The 15,515-nt window shown below is 67.7% G+C and carries 16 protein-coding genes; 4 read left to right on the top strand and 12 right to left on the bottom strand.

Annotated elements, in window-relative coordinates:
- Nucleotides 1–12: 12 nt before the first annotated feature.
- Both ACIOVG_RS05825 and ACIOVG_RS05830 read right to left on the bottom strand, forming a co-directional pair.
- Nucleotides 13–291: a hypothetical protein gene (locus ACIOVG_RS05825; protein ID WP_400870112.1), complete on the bottom strand. Its 279-nt coding sequence runs from the start codon at nt 289–291 to the stop codon at nt 13–15.
- Nucleotides 292–521: 230 nt separating this feature from the next.
- The gene (locus tag ACIOVG_RS05830) at nt 522–1,220 is read right to left on the bottom strand and encodes a GTP pyrophosphokinase family protein (protein ID WP_400870115.1); all 699 of its coding nucleotides are present in this window, start codon (nt 1,218–1,220) and stop codon (nt 522–524) included.
- 132 nt (nt 1,221–1,352) lie between these two features.
- Between ACIOVG_RS05830 and ACIOVG_RS05835 the strand changes: the two genes are divergently transcribed.
- Entirely contained in the window at nt 1,353–3,458 is a 2,106-nt protein-coding gene (locus tag ACIOVG_RS05835; RefSeq protein ID WP_400870117.1) for an APC family permease, read from the top strand.
- Between the two features lie 28 nt (nt 3,459–3,486).
- Here ACIOVG_RS05835 and ACIOVG_RS05840 read toward each other — a convergent pair whose 3' ends face one another.
- The 10 genes from ACIOVG_RS05840 to ACIOVG_RS05885 form a co-directional block, all read right to left on the bottom strand.
- A complete protein-coding gene (locus ACIOVG_RS05840; RefSeq protein ID WP_400870119.1) occupies nt 3,487–4,191 on the bottom strand; it encodes a GntR family transcriptional regulator in 705 nt (234 codons plus the stop codon).
- 22 nt (nt 4,192–4,213) lie between these two features.
- Entirely contained in the window at nt 4,214–4,897 is a 684-nt protein-coding gene (locus tag ACIOVG_RS05845; protein ID WP_400870122.1) for a GntR family transcriptional regulator, read from the bottom strand.
- A 200-nt stretch (nt 4,898–5,097) separates the two neighbouring features.
- A complete protein-coding gene (locus ACIOVG_RS05850) occupies nt 5,098–6,261 on the bottom strand; it encodes an SLC13 family permease (protein ID WP_400872688.1) in 1,164 nt (387 codons plus the stop codon).
- Between the two features lie 66 nt (nt 6,262–6,327).
- Nucleotides 6,328–6,813, bottom strand: a complete 486-nt coding sequence (locus tag ACIOVG_RS05855; protein WP_400870124.1) for a hypothetical protein — start codon at nt 6,811–6,813, stop codon at nt 6,328–6,330.
- Nucleotides 6,814–6,833: 20 nt separating this feature from the next.
- On the bottom strand, nt 6,834–7,226 hold the full coding sequence (locus ACIOVG_RS05860; protein WP_400870126.1) for a hypothetical protein: 393 nt from the start codon (nt 7,224–7,226) through the stop codon (nt 6,834–6,836).
- A gap of 112 nt (nt 7,227–7,338) precedes the next feature.
- Nucleotides 7,339–7,851 (bottom strand): hypothetical protein, encoded by a 513-nt coding sequence (locus ACIOVG_RS05865; RefSeq protein WP_400870129.1) that lies wholly within the window; start codon nt 7,849–7,851, stop codon nt 7,339–7,341.
- Nucleotides 7,848–9,500 carry a hypothetical protein gene (locus ACIOVG_RS05870; RefSeq protein WP_400870132.1) on the bottom strand — a complete coding sequence of 551 codons (1,653 nt, stop codon included), beginning with the start codon at nt 9,498–9,500 and terminating at the stop codon, nt 7,848–7,850. Before ACIOVG_RS05870 ends, ACIOVG_RS05865 begins: the two co-directional genes overlap by 4 nt.
- Nucleotides 9,497–9,778, bottom strand: a complete 282-nt coding sequence (locus ACIOVG_RS05875) for a hypothetical protein (protein WP_400870133.1) — start codon at nt 9,776–9,778, stop codon at nt 9,497–9,499. Before ACIOVG_RS05875 ends, ACIOVG_RS05870 begins: the two co-directional genes overlap by 4 nt.
- Before the next feature lie 109 nt (nt 9,779–9,887).
- Nucleotides 9,888–10,667, bottom strand: coding sequence for a hypothetical protein (locus tag ACIOVG_RS05880; RefSeq protein WP_400870136.1), 780 nt, complete (start codon nt 10,665–10,667; stop codon nt 9,888–9,890).
- Nucleotides 10,668–10,722: 55 nt separating this feature from the next.
- Nucleotides 10,723–11,304, bottom strand: a complete 582-nt coding sequence (locus ACIOVG_RS05885; protein WP_400870138.1) for a hypothetical protein — start codon at nt 11,302–11,304, stop codon at nt 10,723–10,725.
- Between the two features lie 263 nt (nt 11,305–11,567).
- On the opposite strand from ACIOVG_RS05885, the gene ACIOVG_RS05890 reads away from it, so the two are divergent.
- The 3 genes from ACIOVG_RS05890 to kdpB are packed head-to-tail and all read left to right on the top strand — an operon-like array spanning nt 11,568 to nt 15,504.
- Entirely contained in the window at nt 11,568–11,657 is a 90-nt protein-coding gene (locus tag ACIOVG_RS05890) for a potassium-transporting ATPase subunit F (protein ID WP_141874126.1), read from the top strand.
- Nucleotides 11,657–13,336 carry a potassium-transporting ATPase subunit KdpA gene (kdpA, locus tag ACIOVG_RS05895; RefSeq protein WP_400870141.1) on the top strand — a complete coding sequence of 560 codons (1,680 nt, stop codon included), beginning with the start codon at nt 11,657–11,659 and terminating at the stop codon, nt 13,334–13,336. The genes ACIOVG_RS05890 and kdpA overlap by 1 nt, the downstream gene beginning before the upstream one ends.
- 2 nt (nt 13,337–13,338) lie before the next feature.
- Entirely contained in the window at nt 13,339–15,504 is a 2,166-nt protein-coding gene (gene kdpB / locus ACIOVG_RS05900; protein WP_400870144.1) for a potassium-transporting ATPase subunit KdpB, read from the top strand.
- Nucleotides 15,505–15,515: the final 11 nt, after the last annotated feature.

Here is a 15,515-nt window from a genome sequence, read left to right on the forward strand (position 1 = left end):
TCCGCGGCGTGGTCAGAGACGGCGCACGGTGATGGCCTCGCGACCCTGGATCTGCCGCAGCGTGCGCATGCACCGGGAGCACAGGATCTCGACCCGGCGCGGATGACCCTCACCGCAGACGCAGTCGACCGTGACGCGCCACTTCGCCTTGCGTCCGCACGGCTGGTAGCCCTCATCGTCGCCGTGGTCGCACTCGCAGCGCTGGCGTCCGCGGTCGATGCTCGCGAGGTCGTCGGTGCGTGCGAGCTCATCGACCTCGCGGTCGGAGTCCACGGACACGGCTTCCTGCATTCTCACCACCTGCCGATGTTCCCAGGGCCAGGGAGGCATCGCAACATCGGCGTCTCCGCTCGGCGCCGTCCATACCTCAGGACGCGACACCGCGGGGTCGCCGGTCACGCGCCACCCTCACAGGCGACCCGTCTGCTTCGGCCGCCGTTCTTCCTGAGTTGTGAACGCCGACGCGGAACGCGGAAACAGTTGTGGACGCCGACGCGGAACGCGGAAACGCCGCGCGACGGTCAGACCGGGACGATGCGCGGAGGGGGCGGGGGCGCGAGCTGACGCTGCGGCACCCCGTGCGCCTCGCGGTGCAGGCGCTCCATGCGGCTGTCGAGTTCGGCGGCCGCATCCGCGGCATCCGTCAGGCTCTCCACGAGGTGCGACGGCACCTGGTTCGAGAACTTGTAGTAGATCTTGTGCTCGAGGCTGGCCCAGAAATCCATGGCGATCGTGCGGAACTGCACCTCGACCGGCACCGACAGCGCGCCCGTCGACAGGAACACCGGCACTTCGATGATCGCGTGCAGGCTCTTGTAGCCGTTGTCCTTCGGCTTCGCGATGTAGTCCTTGACGGTACGCACCGTGATGTCGTCCTGCGCCGTGAGCAGATCGAACAGCCGATAGACGTCTGCCACGAAGCTGCAGGTCACCCGCACACCGGCGATGTCGGTGATCTCGGCACGGATGCGTTCGAAGTCCGGCTCCTCGATCCCCTTGCGGGCGATCTTCTCGACGATGCTGTCGGGAGTCTTGAGCCGGCTCTTCACGTGCTCGATCGGGTTGTACGCGTGGTGGTGCGTGAACTCGTCGCGCAGGATCGAGATCTTCGTCTCGACCTCCCGCATCCCGAACTCGTACTCACGCAGGAAGCGCTGGAACTCGTCGCGCAGTTCGCGCGTCTTGCGGATGGAGTCTTCGGTGACCTGAAGGGTCGTCATACGTCCGACGTTACGCGTTCGTGATCGGAAATCCCTGTGGATTTCCGAGGGGTCGACGATGCCGCGAGCGCCGTAAGGATTCCGTGAGGGACACCCGGCGGCCCGTAGGGATTCCGTGAGGATCTTGTGAGGATGCCATCTGCGGGCGTAGTGTCGCGGGACGTGTCAGACGAAAACCGCGACAGCGCAGATGCGCCTCCTCTCGCCAAGCGCATCCTCATCGGCGATCCGCTGACGAGCGAGCAAGTCGACGAGCAACTCCTTCCCAAGCGCATGGCGCTGCCGATCTTCGCGTCGGACGCGTTGAGCTCGGTGGCCTACGCGCCGCAGGAGCTCGTGATGATCCTGCTGATCGGCGGACTGACATTCCTGTCGTTCACCCCGCTGGTCGCCGCGGCCGTCGTGGTGCTGCTGATCGTGGTCGTGCTCAGCTACCGGCAGCTCATCAAGGCGTATCCCTCCGGCGGTGGCGACTACGAGGTCGCGTCGAAGAACCTGGGCGAGATCCCCGGAGTTGTCGTGGCCGCCGCCCTGCTCGTCGACTACGTGCTCACGGTCGCCGTGTCGGTCGCTTCCGGCGTCGACAACATCATCTCCGCCGTGCCCGGTCTCGATCCGTTCCGGGTGGAGCTCGCGGTCGGCTTCGTGATCCTGATCATCATCGTGAACCTCCGCGGGGTGCGCGAAGCATCGCTGGTCTTCGCGATCCCGACCTACGTGTTCATCGCCTCCGTCGGCTTCATGATCGTCACCGGCCTCATCCGCACGTTCCTCGGCGACGCACCGGTCGCCTCCAGCGCCGAGTTCACGGTGCACGCCGAGAGCCTCAGCCAGGCGGCCGTCATCCTGCTCATCCTGCGCGCCTTCTCGAGCGGTTGCTCGGCGCTCACCGGAGTGGAGGCGGTGTCGAACGGCGTGCCGGCGTTCCGCGCTCCGAAGGTGCGCAACGCGCAGTCGACGCTCGTGCTGATGGGCTCGATCGCGGCCTGTCTGTTCGCCGGCCTCACGGCCCTCGCGCTGATCACCGGCGTGCACTACGCCGAGAACCCCTGTGACCTCGTCGGCTTCGACTGCACGACTCCGCAACCCAGCCTCATGGCCCAGATCGCGAGCGCGACGTTCGGCGGCGGCAGCATCCTGTTCTTCATCGTGCAGGCGGCCACCGCGTGCGTGCTGCTGCTCGCGGCGAACACGGCGTTCAACGGCTTCCCCCTGCTGGGCGCGGTGCTCGCCCGCGACGGCTACGCCCCCAAGTCACTGAACACCCGCGGCGACCGGCTCGTGTTCTCGAACGGCATGATCCTGCTCGGCATCGGCGCGATGATCGTGCTGGTGGTGTTCCAGGCGCGACTGACGACCCTGATCCAGCTGTACATCATCGGCGTCTTCGTGTCGTTCTCGCTCGGGCAGATCGGCATGGTGCGGCACTGGCGCAGGGTCCTCCGCGGGCCGGCCGAGGATTCGACGGGTTCCGGGATCGACGGCGCCTCGGCATCCGATCGCCGCTCGGCGAAGGTGGGGCTCATCATCAACTCCACCGGGGCGGTCATGACCGTGCTCGTGCTTCTGATCGTCACCATCACGAAGTTCACGCACGGGGCCTACCTGGTGTTCTTCGCGATCCCGATCCTGGCCTTCCTGATGCTCGGGGTGAAGCGGTACTACCGCGACGTCGAGCACGAGATCGCGATCGACGACACGACCAAGTTCGGCGCGACGGGCGACCTCGCCATCGTGCTCGTCAACCGCCTGCAGAAGCCGGTCGTGAAGGCCATCGACTACGCGATCGCCGCCAAGCACGGCAAGACGCTGGCCGTGCACGTCGCAGTCGCCTCCGACGACGCGGCCCAGCTGCAGAAGGACTGGGCCGACCACCTGGTGCCCATCCCCCTGGTGATCGTCGAGTCGCCGTACCGTTCATTCGCGCAGCCGGTGACGCAGTTCATCAAGCAGTATCGCGAGAAGCACGGCTCCTCAGTCGTGACCGTGTATCTGCCGCAGTACATCGTGGGGCACTGGTGGGAGTCGTTCCTGCACAACCGTCGCGCTCGCCGCCTCGCCAACCAGCTCATGCTCGTGCACGGCGTCTCGATCACCCTCGTGCCGTGGCTGCTGGACTCCTCGGAGCTGATCTACGGACGCCGCTCACGCCCGCTGCCGGGGCAGGAGCGCGCCGGACGCCCGGTGGTCGTGAGCGGACGCCGAGCGCATCGCCCCGCCGGTCCGCCGCAGGACTGAGTCCCGGGTCGGCTCCGGTCGCCGCGGCTCAGAGCTCGACGACCCCGTCGATGACGAACATGTACAGATCGCGGACGATGTCGGTCGCCTCGATCCGATCGCGCGAACGGACCGCCAGCACGAGAGCGTCGACCACTGACCGCAGCATCGCGGGGTTGCGGGGCTTGCTGAGCGCATGGATGCCGAACACCAGGGCCGTGCGCTTGGATGCGTGCAGCTCGCGCAGGTAGTGGTTGCGCGAGAAGGTCGCGAGCAGATCGATCAGCTCCCAGAGCCCTTCGGCCCCCACGATCTGGTCGTGCTCGTCGGTCTCCCAGAGGGCTCTGACGTGCGCGGAACGGTCGACGAACTCGGCGATCTGCGCATCGGTGGCGTGCGCGATACCGAGGTCAGCGGCACTCACCGACAGCCCGGAGCACTCGGATGCGACGGCGATGAACCACGCGGGCGTCGGCGTGATCACGACCGAGGCCCTGTTCATCCGGTGCTCGATCAGGTGCATCCCGTCGAGCACCCCGAGCCCGGCGCGCACGGTCGCGGCCGACACGCCCAGGCGCTGGGTCAGCGCCGAGACCGAGAGCGGATCGCCGGGGCGGAGGTCACCGGATTCGATCGCCGCCGCCAGGGTGTCCACCACGGCATCCGCTCGGGAGCTGATGAGCGGGACGCCCGCCTCGCCGCCGTTCAGCAGGCGCGTGGACTGCAGCGAATCGATCCGCGCGGCATCCGTCATGCACTCATCCTGGCATCCGCTGTTAGGATGCCGCCGCCGCGTCACGCAGTGGGCCGATCGATGAACGATGGAACAGCTCCTCGATCAGAGCGCGCGCCCTGTCACCGTCGCGGCGGTGCACCAGCTCGCGGAGTTCGCCGAGGGCGTGGCGCAGATAGTCGGCGATGTCCTGCGGGGTGCGCTGTGTGGGGATGGTGCGCGTCAGGTGCACTGCGAGCTGTCCGTCGAGGATGTCGATCATCGTCTGATTGCCCGCCGCGATCACGAGGGAGCCCCAGAGCCCGTACCAGTGGCCGCGCACCTCACGACTGCCGGCGAGCGTCAGATCGAACGCGAGGATGTCGTCGATGCGGGCGTCCAACGCGGAGACCTGCTCGTCGGTCAACGTCGGGATCGTCGTGTGCGCGCAGTACGCGACCACGGCGCACGCCATCTCGAGGCGATCGGCCTGCGCTGCGAGGTCGATGGGAGCGACGCGCGTGAAGCGGTTCGTGCTGACCTCGATCAGCCCGATCTCGGCCAGCCTGGTCAGCGCCTCGCGGATGGGGGTGCGTGAGACCCCGTACTCGGCCTGCAGATCCTGGTCGCGGATCTCCTCGAGCGGCTGCCGGCGCCCCGAGACGATCTCCTCCGCCAGGGTCGCGAAGACCTGATCCCGGATGAGCTGCCGAGGCCGGATGGGCAGGGAGTCGCTGGCATCGTCCACGGCCACACCCTATGCCGCGCGCACGCGCCCTCACCACACCAGAGACTGAAATTTCACACGGGGTGGGGCACCTTGCGTACCTTCGATGGAGAGGGCAGCGGCCCGCCCACGACACGGCCCCCACGTGTGTCGTAGATCCCCCCGAGTATCCCCAGTACTTGGGCCGCTGCCCTTCTCTCGTACCCGCGCGCGGTCTACGGTCAGCCCGCGACGAGGGCCAAGGCGAGAGCGGCGACCATGACGGTCGGCACCGCGACGATCAGCCCCCAGAGCATGAAGCGGCCCCAGCGGATCTCGACACCGAGCGAGACGATCCGGTGGTGCCACAACAACGTCGCCAGCGACGCCCACGGCGTGACGAGCGGTCCGAGATTGACGCCGATCAACAGCGCCATCAGCGCCACCGGATCGCCCGCCGCCGGCTCCAGGATCAGGTAGGCCGGCAGATTGTTCACGCCGTTCGCGGTGAGGGCTCCGAGGGCGGCGAGTCCCAGGATCTCTCCGATGCCGTGACCGCTCGACACCAGCGACGTGAGGAAGTCGAGGATGCCGTTGGCGTGCGCGGTCTCGACCAGCACGAACAGCGCTGCGGCGAGCGCGATCGCCTGCCACGGCACGAGTGAGAGGCGCAGCACGTGCCTCCGCCGCACCGCGAAGAGTCCGACCAGCAGCAGAGCGGCGGCTGTGGCGGGGATCCACACGTCGTGCGTGAGAGTGAGCAGCGGGAGCAGCACGACCAGCACCGCGGTCGCTCCCCAGAACAGCACCCGGTCGGAGGGCCCGCCGGTCTGCGGCACGCGGTAGGCACCGAACAGGGTGCGTCGGTGGGCGACGGTCAGGATCGCGACCGGGATCAGCACACCCACCAGGGTCGGCGCCCAGCTCAAGGCCAGGAACGCACCGGGATCGTCGCCGATCGCGGGAGCGGCGAGCAGGTTGGTGAGGTTCGAGACCGGCAGGGCGAGGGATGCCGTGTTCGCGAGCCAGACCGTGGCGAGCGCGAACGGCAGCGGCGAGACCCCGATGCTCTGCGCCAGCACCACCACCACCGGCGTCACGATCACGGCGGTCGTGTCGAGCGAGAGGAACACGGTACTCACCACGGCGAGCGCGACGACCGAGGCCCACAGGGCGATCACGCGGCCGCGGCCCCACTGCGCGAGACGCTGCGCGAGCACGTCGAACACGGCCGCATCCCTGGCGAGTTCGGCGACGATCGTGATCGCCACCACGAACCCGAGCACCGGGGCGATGCGGGCACCGAGGGCACCGGCATCCGGCGCGGGGAGCAGTCCGGTGAACACGCACACCGCCGCGACGACGATCAGCGCGAGGACCACGATCGTCCCCGCGCCGAGCTTCATCCGCCGCGCACTCACCTCGTGAGCATAGATCCGCCGGGGAGCCCGGTGCACCAGGAACTCACCCGCTCAGAAGCTGCCGCCCGGGTACGTGCCCTCCGGGAGCGTGAAGCACTCCGACCAGGAGTCGATGATGATGCTGTTCGCTTCCCAATGGCCCAGCAGGTAGGCCTCCTGGGTCGTCGCCGACTTTGCCATCACCGCGTAGTCGCCGAAGAAGTCCAGCCGATTCGTCACGGCAAACTCACCGCGTCCATCAAGGACTCCATTCAGTTGGCGCTCCACGTTCTTGATCGCCGAGTCGAGGTCGATGCCGGAGGCGATTTCCACTGTCGCAGTGCCGTGCCAGCGATGACGGGTGTCATCACAACTGAAGAGCGTGCCGGTCGCATTCTGATTCACGACGACAACGTCCTCCTGGGGAATCAACGCGATGATCTCCCGAGCCGTGGACTGCGCTGACGCCTTCGCTTCCTCCCACGTCAGGCTGCTTTCGACCGGATCGAGCTCCGCGGAGCACCCGGTCACCAAGGCGACGAGTGCCGCAACACCCACTGTCACACTCCGGCGCGCGTTCAGAAGCCACCGCCGGGGTACATGCTCTCAGGAAGGGTGAAGCACTCCGACCACGAATTGATGACGATGAGGTCGCCTTCGTCCATAGCTAGGAGATACGCCTCCGATGTCGTGGATGACTGTGCCGCCAGAGCGTAGTCACCGAAGAAGTCGAGCCGACTACTCACTGCGAAGGCTCCCCGGTCGCGAAGAAGATCTTCCAGAGTGGGCTTGATTCGCTTCATGACCTCCTCGATGTCGGAGCCCGGTTGCACCGTGACGTATGTGACTCCGGTCCAGGTGTGCTGATCACCATCGCAACTGAACAAGCCCCCTTTCTCGTGCTGATCGACACTGACCACCTTCTCGCTCGGGATGAGGTCCACGATCTGCAAGGTCGTCGACTGCGTCACGGCCTTCGCTTCTTCCCAGGTCGGACTGCTCTTGATCGACTCCGGCCCCGCAGAGCACCCGGTCAGCAACGTGGCAATCGCGACGACGCCGGCGGGTGGAGCAACCGCCCGTTCAGAACTTGCCTCCCGGGTATGTGCCCTCAGGCAGGGTGAAGCATTCCGACCAGGAGTCGATCACCAGCGTGTCACCGTCACGCAGCCCCAGGAGATACGCCTCCGACGTCGTGGATGACTGGGCGCTCACCGCGTAGTCGCCGAAGAAGTCCAGCCGATTCGTCACTGAGAAAGAACCCCGGTCGCCAAGAAGCTCTTGTAGATTCGGCTCAATTCGCTTGATGATCGCCTCGATGTCCGTGCCCGGTTGCACCGTGACAAAGGTGATCCCCGTCCAGCTGTGCCGGTCACCATCGCAACTGAACAACGTCCCCGTTTCATGCTGATCGACGCCAACCACGGTCTGACTCGGAATGAGATCGACGATTTCCAAAGTCGTCGACTTCGTCATCGCCTTCGCTTCCTCCCAAGTCACGATGCTCCTCTCTGCTTGTTGCGACGGAGGGTTCGCGCATCCGGTCACCGCGAACAAGATCGCGAACAGAACCGCCGCTGCCCGAGCTTCTGTCATCGCGTCTCCAACAGCTTTTGGAGGTCCTGCAACGCCGTCTTGTTCGCCGGATCGTCGGTCGCGATCAGGTTGTGGTTCTCGGTCAGCACCGCGAAATAGTCCTTCGGAATGTTGATCGTCGGCCGGCCGAGGCTGCCGTCGTCTGCCCTGTCGAGAGCCTCGTCGTTCGGGCCGACGTAGTAGTCGCCGTGCTCGAAGGCGGGGTTCGACCGCGGAGTGTTGCCGTCCCAGACGACGCCGAGGTCCTGGCCCGTCTGCAGGATGTCGCGATACGAGAGGTCGGCGTAGACGGTGTCGGGATCGGGCCTCCATTCCGGAAGCATCCCGGCGCCAGATAAGGAGACGACCTTGTCGAAATCGGCGCCGGCGACCTCGGCGCTCGTCACGTTCGCCAGGCCCCAGCTGTGGCCGAAGGCATCCTGTTCCGCGACCGCGAGTTGCGGGTCCGCCCGCATCCCCGCCTCGAACCGTGCGAGCTGCCGGCCTGCCTCGGCCGCCCGCTGTTGATCGTTCGCCTCGACGATCCGCAGCGGATCCGCGCCGCCGACTTCCGGGTTCTCACCGGGGAACGGGCCGTCCTTGTACACGAACACCAATGTGCCCGGCGCACCGTCGACCATGGATGCCGCCACCTGCTGCACCTGTCCGGCGTAGAAGTCGCCGAGGCTCGTGAAGGTGCCGGGCACATAGGTCAGCACGCGCTGCGGCACCTGCGCGAGGTCGCCGATCACCTCGACGATGCGCGAGAAGACACGGTCGTAGAGATACAGCTGCACACTGCCGTCGAGCACCTGGCGCAGGTACGCGATCTCTTTCGCCAGGAACGCCGACCGCTCGGACCCTTCGGGCTCCGCAGCGCGCTCGGCTTCCGCGGCCTCGATCCAGGCATCCGCGTTCGCCTGGTTCGCCCGCACCCGCACGGCAGCCGGAATCCCGTCCATCGCGCCGAGCACCTCCGGATGCGCGGCGATCAGCTCTTCCTGCAGCTCCGGATGCGCCAGCCACAGCGCCAACACCGCGGCCGGGGTGTCGGCGGAGAGCAGGTCGCCCAGCAGATCCCGCGACTCGAGCGTCGACGACACTCCCGCCTCGCCCACCAGTGCCCGCACGCCGGCGTCGTACGCCTCGTCCCACGCCTGGAAGTGGAACTCGTACCTCGCCCAGAGGTCGTCGAGATCCTCCTCGGCACGGCGATGCTCCGTGATGCTCTCGGATGCCGCGTCCTCCGCCTGCTGCGCCGCGACCTGATCCTCACCACCCGACGCGGCGCGCGCACGACGCCCCGCCTGATCAGACGCGACGCGCAACCGGGCGCATGCCGCGTGGGCGGCCTCGATCTCCTCGATCAGCGCGTTCGCCTGTCTCGCATGCTCGTCATGGGACTTCGCATAGCCGGACAGCACCGATGAGAGCGTCTGCGCGACCGCGATGTGCGAACCGATCGTCGTCAGCACGTCGACGGCATCCGCCCGCACCGAGCTCACCGCCTGCCCCATTCCCGGCAACCCGGTGGCCCGCGCAGACGCGCCCCGCAACGCACGCAGGTGATCCGCCAGCATCTCGAACTGATCGACCCACCGCGACATGGTCCCGACGTCGCCCGTGATCTGCTCCAGGGGGTATCCCCTGTTCGGAGAGGTCAAGGTCATCCCGACAGCTCCTGGTCGAGAGCCGCGTAGTTCGATGTGATCGCGGAGATCGTCTCGGCGAGCGCCATCCCGGCCTCCCAGTACGCGAACGATGCGTCGTGGAGCTGGTCCATCCGACGGTTCAGTTCGACCTTCAACTGGTACCGCCCGATCGGCGTCTCGACCCCGGGATCATCGCCGCTGAGGCACGGCACGTCGAACTGCAACGCCGAAGCAGCCCCGGTGAAATCGGTCGCCGATTCCTGCAGATCGTCGTAGAACAGTTCCACCGCCGTCACCCAGCCACCCCCAGCATTCACTGGGAGCTTATTCGCATTCATGCGAGGACAGTCAGCCCCCGAAATAGGGGAACAGGACGGATGCGACCGATCGCGGCGTGCAGTGCTGCTAGCCGCCGGGACACTCGCATTCGCTGCCGCTGTAGCAGGCACACCGCTCGGGCTCAGGCGTCGTCTCGGGTGACGGTTCCGAGCCACCGCGAGGCACGTCGTGGTACGTGGTGCTCGTCCACAGCGTCACGACGAGTGCACGTCCACTGGCGCGAACAGCTGCCTGGTCGTGGGGCTGGTCGGTGATCTGCTCGCCGTCGCCGGCGTAGTACGTCACGAGCGTCGAGGCGTCGAACTCTGCCGCGGAACGAAACCCGATCCCGATCCCGGCGCCGTCCGGGCAGCGTGCGCTCGCGCTGGGCAGGTTGTCGACGGTATAGCGGTCGCCGTTCGCGTTCTGCCCGCTGACCCCGTACATCTCCCAGTACTGCGCCGTCATGTCGAAGTCCGCCTCACTCGGCTCGCACCCGATCGATGCGAGGTGCGCGCGGTAGGCGGCGATGAGCTCGCCCGGGTCTTCGCTGTCGGTTCCCACGACCCACGACGTCACGTGCCCGCACGACCAGTAGTAGGGGTCGCGCGGTCCCCACGGTTCGCTGTAACTGCCACTCCTGCAGTAGTCCTGGACACCCTCGGAGATCACCTCACCCATCGCCGCGTTCGCGAGAAGCTCGCCCTGTGCCGCGGCAGCCTCCTCACGGGCCGCGACGACATCCGGCTCGTTCGCACCTGACGGGGGAAACTCGCGAGGCACGACCGCACATCCGGACATCGAGAGCACCGAAGCGACCATCACCGCGACCATCGTCCCGAGAAGGCGTGAGCGCCGTGTCTTCATGGCGAAATCATAGGACCCGCCACATGCGCCATCCGGCATGCGGCGACGCCGACCATCACCCCTGCCCCGGCGCTCCGTACGTCCCACCGTCGGGAAGGGTCGGACAGCTGGCGGACTCGGTGAGTGCTGCGACCTCAGCTCTCACAGCCACGCCATCGCCGGTCTTCGCGACGGTGTAGACGATCCCTTCTTGAGAATCGCGTTCGGGAATGTAGCCAACCATCGCGGAGTCGATCGTTCCGTCGTCGGGGACCGGCCCGCCTGCTGTGCTCAGGAGGTTCGCTGTGGGGTTCTCCCTCAGCCAGTTCGCCGTATCGGCCACCGTCGCGCCGGGAATCGTCCAGAATCCCTCCAGCTCCTCCACCGGCCCGCACGGCCATCCCGTGTAGGAACCGAAGCCGTCGATGGGCGCTTCCGAGCGGACTGCTCCCGGGGGGAGGACAGCCGCATCGAGCCACGCCTGCGCTTGTGCGAGAGCCGCGGCATCGGCACTGTCCGTGGGGGCGGCGGACTCGCTCGTCTGAGCGGGCGCCCCGCCTGGCTCGGCGACACCGCCCCCATCTGCGCCCGACGCGCAGGAGGCGAGCGAACCGGTGAGCAACAGGGCACCGACCATCACGATTGAGCGAGACCGCATCCCCCCAACCTAACGGGGTGATCTCGCAGGAGCGCGTGGCGCGTCGCCGTGTTCGCCGACACCAGCCACGCGGTCCGCAGCCGGGAGCCCGGCTGTGAGCAACCCGCATGCGTTGCGCGCGGGGGCGTAGGGGAAGCGTGAGGATCGGATTCGCGGATGCTGTCGCGGAGTTGTATCGGATCCGTGCTCGACATCATCTACCTCGCGCTGACCTTCGCGCTGTTCGCCCTCGTCTCGCTGATCGCGAAGGGGGTGGAGCGCCGATGATCGTCTTCGAGATCCTCGGCGTCGTCCTCGCCGTCGCCGCCATCGTCTACCTCGTGGTCGCGCTCGTCGCGCCGGAGAGGTTCTGATGGACGCCACGATCTGGTTCGGAATCCTGCAGCTCACGGCGGTCGTCGTCGTGCTCGTGCTGCTCTACCGCCCCCTCGGCGACTACATGGCCCGGGTGTTCAGCTCGGCCCGCGACCTGCGTGTCGAACGCGGCATCTACCGGCTCATCGGCGTCGACTCGGCCTCAGAGCAGACCTGGCGCGCCTATGCCCGCAGCGTGCTGGCGTTCTCGGTGGTCGGCGTCGTGCTCGTCTACGCGCTGCAGCGACTGCAGGCGTTCCTGCCGCAGTCGCTCGGTCTCCCTGCCGTGCCCGAGGGGCTGGCGTTCAACACCGCGGCGTCGTTCGTCGCGAACACGAACTGGCAGTCCTACTCCCCCGAGCAGACCATGGGCTACACGGTGCAGCTCGCGGGCCTCACGGTGCAGAACTTCGTCTCCGCCGCGGTCGGCCTCTCCATCGCGATCGCCCTCGTGCGCGGCTTCGCCCGCCGCGGCTCCACGACCATCGGCAACTTCTGGGTCGACCTGATCCGCGGGCTCGGGCGCATCCTGCTGCCGCTCGCGGTGATCGGCGCGATCGCACTGCTCGCCGGCGGCGTCATCCAGAACTTCGCGGGTTTCACCGACGTGACCACGGTCTCGGGCGGCACCCAGACGATCCCCGGCGGACCGGTCGCCTCGCAGGAGGCCATCAAGCTCCTCGGCACGAACGGCGGCGGGTTCTTCAACGCCAACTCGGCGCACCCGTTCGAGAACCCGACCGGATTCACCAACCTGCTGCAGGTGCTGCTGATCCTCGTGATCCCGTTCGCGCTGCCCCGCACCTTCGGTCGCATGATCGGCGACCACCGCCAGGGCTACGCGATCGCCGCGGTCATGGCGACCATCTTCCTGGTCTCGACCTTCGCCCTCTCGGCCCTCGAACTGGCCGGACGCGGCACCGCACCGGAACTCGCCGGCGCCGCGATGGAAGGCAAGGAGCAGCGCTTCGGCATCCTGGGCTCCACGCTGTTCGGCAGCGCGAGCACACTGACCTCCACCGGCGCGGTCAACTCGATGCACGACTCGTACACCGCTCTCGGCGGCATGATGCCGATGCTCAACATGATGCTAGGCGAGGTCGCCCCCGGCGGCGTCGGCTCCGGCCTGTACGGCATGCTGGTGCTCGCGATCGTCGCGGTGTTCGTGGGCGGACTGCTCGTCGGTCGCACCCCGGAGTATCTCGGCAAAAGGATCGGCCCGAAGGAGATCACGCTCGCCAGCCTCTACATCCTGGTGGTGCCCGCGCTCGTCCTGGGCGGCACGGCGCTGAGCTTCGCGATCCCCGGCATCCGCGCCGACGTCGAGTCGACCAGCATCCTCAACCCCGGCGTGCACGGCATGAGCGAGGTGCTCTACGCCTTCACCTCGGCCGCGAACAACAACGGCTCCGCCTTCGCCGGGCTCACCGCGAACACGCCCTGGTTCAACACCGCACTCGGGGTGGCGATGCTGCTCGGCCGGTTCATCCCGATCGTGCTGGTGCTCGCGCTGGCCGGCTCCTTCGCCGCGCAGGAACGCGTGCCGGCCACGGTCGGAACCCTGCCCACACATCGGCCGCAGTTCGTCGGCCTCCTCCTCGCCGTGACGGTCATCGTCACCGCGCTCACCTACTTCCCGGTGCTCACCCTGGGCCCGCTCGCTGAAGGACTGGTCTGACCATGACTCTCATCACCTCCGCCACCGACACTCCGTCGGCCCCTGAGCCCGACGACGGATCGGGACCCGCCACGCCGTCGCGCGCCTTCGGGTTCGCGCAGCTCGCGCAGGCGCTGCCCGGTGCGCTGCGCAAGCTCAACCCGGCATCGCTCGTGCGCAACCCCGTGATGCTGCTGGTCTGGGTCGGCGCGGCGTTCACGACCGTGCTCGCCATCGCGGAGCCGTTCCTCGGCGGCGCCGGAGAGTCCGGAGGCACCGCCGTGCCGCCGCTGTTCACGTGGGGCATCGCGGTGTGGCTCTGGCTGACCGTGCTGTTCGCGAACGTCGCCGAGTCGGTCGCCGAGGGGCGCGGCAAGGCCCAGGCGGCGAGCCTGCGCAAGACGCGCACCAGCACCATGGCGCGGCGCGTGGTCTCGTACGACGGCGCGGCGGATGCCATCGCCGAACGCGCCGCGACGACCCAGGTGTCATCGGCCGAGCTGCAGCGCGATGACGTCGTGATCGTCGAGGCGGGAGAACTGATCCCCGGCGACGGCGACATCCTCGCCGGCATCGCCACGGTCGACGAATCCGCCATCACGGGCGAGAGCGCCCCGGTGATACGCGAATCCGGCGGCGACCGCAGCGCCGTGACCGGCGGCACCCGCGTGCTCTCTGACCGCATCGTCGTGCGCATCACCTCGAAGCCCGGCGAGACGTTCGTGGACCGCATGATCGCCCTCGTGGAGGGCGCCAGCCGCCAGCGCACGCCCAACGAGATCGCCCTCAACATCCTGCTCGCAAGCCTGTCGATCGTGTTCGTGATCGTCGTGCTCGCCCTCAACCCGATCGCCTCGTACGCGGCATCGCCCGTCAGCATCCCGGTGCTGATCGCCCTGCTCGTGTGCCTCATCCCGACCACGATCGGCGCCCTGCTGTCCGCCATCGGCATCGCGGGGATGGACCGCCTCGTGCAGCGGAACGTCCTCGCGATGTCGGGCCGCGCGGTCGAGGCCGCCGGAGACGTGACGACCCTGCTGCTCGACAAGACCGGCACCATCACGTACGGCAACCGCCGCGCGCACGAGGTGGTGGAGATGCCCGGCATCGACCCCGACGAGCTGCTGCGCACCGCCGCGCTGTCGTCGCTCGCCGACCCCACGCCCGAGGGCGCATCGATCGTCGAGCTCGCGATCGGCCGCGGCATCCGCGTCACCGCTCCGGAGGATGCCGTGGTCGTGCCGTTCACCGCGCAGACGCGCATGTCGGGACTCGACCTCGCCGACGGCACGCAGATCCGCAAGGGCGCAGGTTCCGCCGTGCAGGCGTGGCTGGACCCTTCATCAGGCTCAGGGATCCAGGTGGTCGAGGAGCTCGCGAGCCGCACGGATGCCATCGCACAGAGCGGCGGCACCCCGCTGGTCGTCGCGGTGAAGACGCCTGCGGAGGGCCGCATCCTCGGCGTCGTGCACCTGAAGGACATCGTCAAGGAGGGGCTGAGCGAGCGATTCGAGGAGCTGCGCAGCATGGGCATCCGCACCGTGATGATCACGGGCGACAACCCGCTCACCGCGCAGGCCATCGCCGCGGAGGCCGGAGTGGACGACTTCCTCGCCGAGGCCACGCCCGAGCAGAAGCTCGAGCTGATCCGCCGCGAGCAGGAGGGCGGTCGCCTGGTCGCGATGACCGGGGACGGCACCAATGACGCCCCCGCCCTCGCCCAGGCCGACGTCGGCGTCGCGATGAACACCGGCACCTCGGCCGCGAAGGAGGCCGGCAACATGGTCGACCTGGACTCCGACCCGACCAAGCTGATCGACATCGTGCGCATCGGCAAGCAACTGCTGATCACGCGCGGGGCGCTGACGACCTTCTCGCTCGCGAACGACATCGCGAAGTACTTCGCGATCATCCCCGCGATGTTCATGGGCGTCTTCCCCGGACTGGCGGTGCTCAACATCATGCAGCTGCACTCGCCGGCATCCGCGGTGACGAGCGCGATCATCTTCAACGCGATCGTGATCGTCTTCCTGATCCCGCTCGCGCTGCGCGGAGTGAAGTACCGCCCGGCGAGCGCCTCGCAGATCCTGCAGCGCAATCTACTGATCTACGGGCTCGGCGGAGTGATTGCCCCGTTCATCGGCATCAAGCTCATCGACCTCGTCGTCAGCCTCATCCCGGGCTTCTGACCCGCATCCGA

It is taken from the genome of Microbacterium sp. NPDC087591 (assembly GCF_044743625.1).
GTDB lineage: Bacteria > Actinomycetota > Actinomycetes > Actinomycetales > Microbacteriaceae > Microbacterium.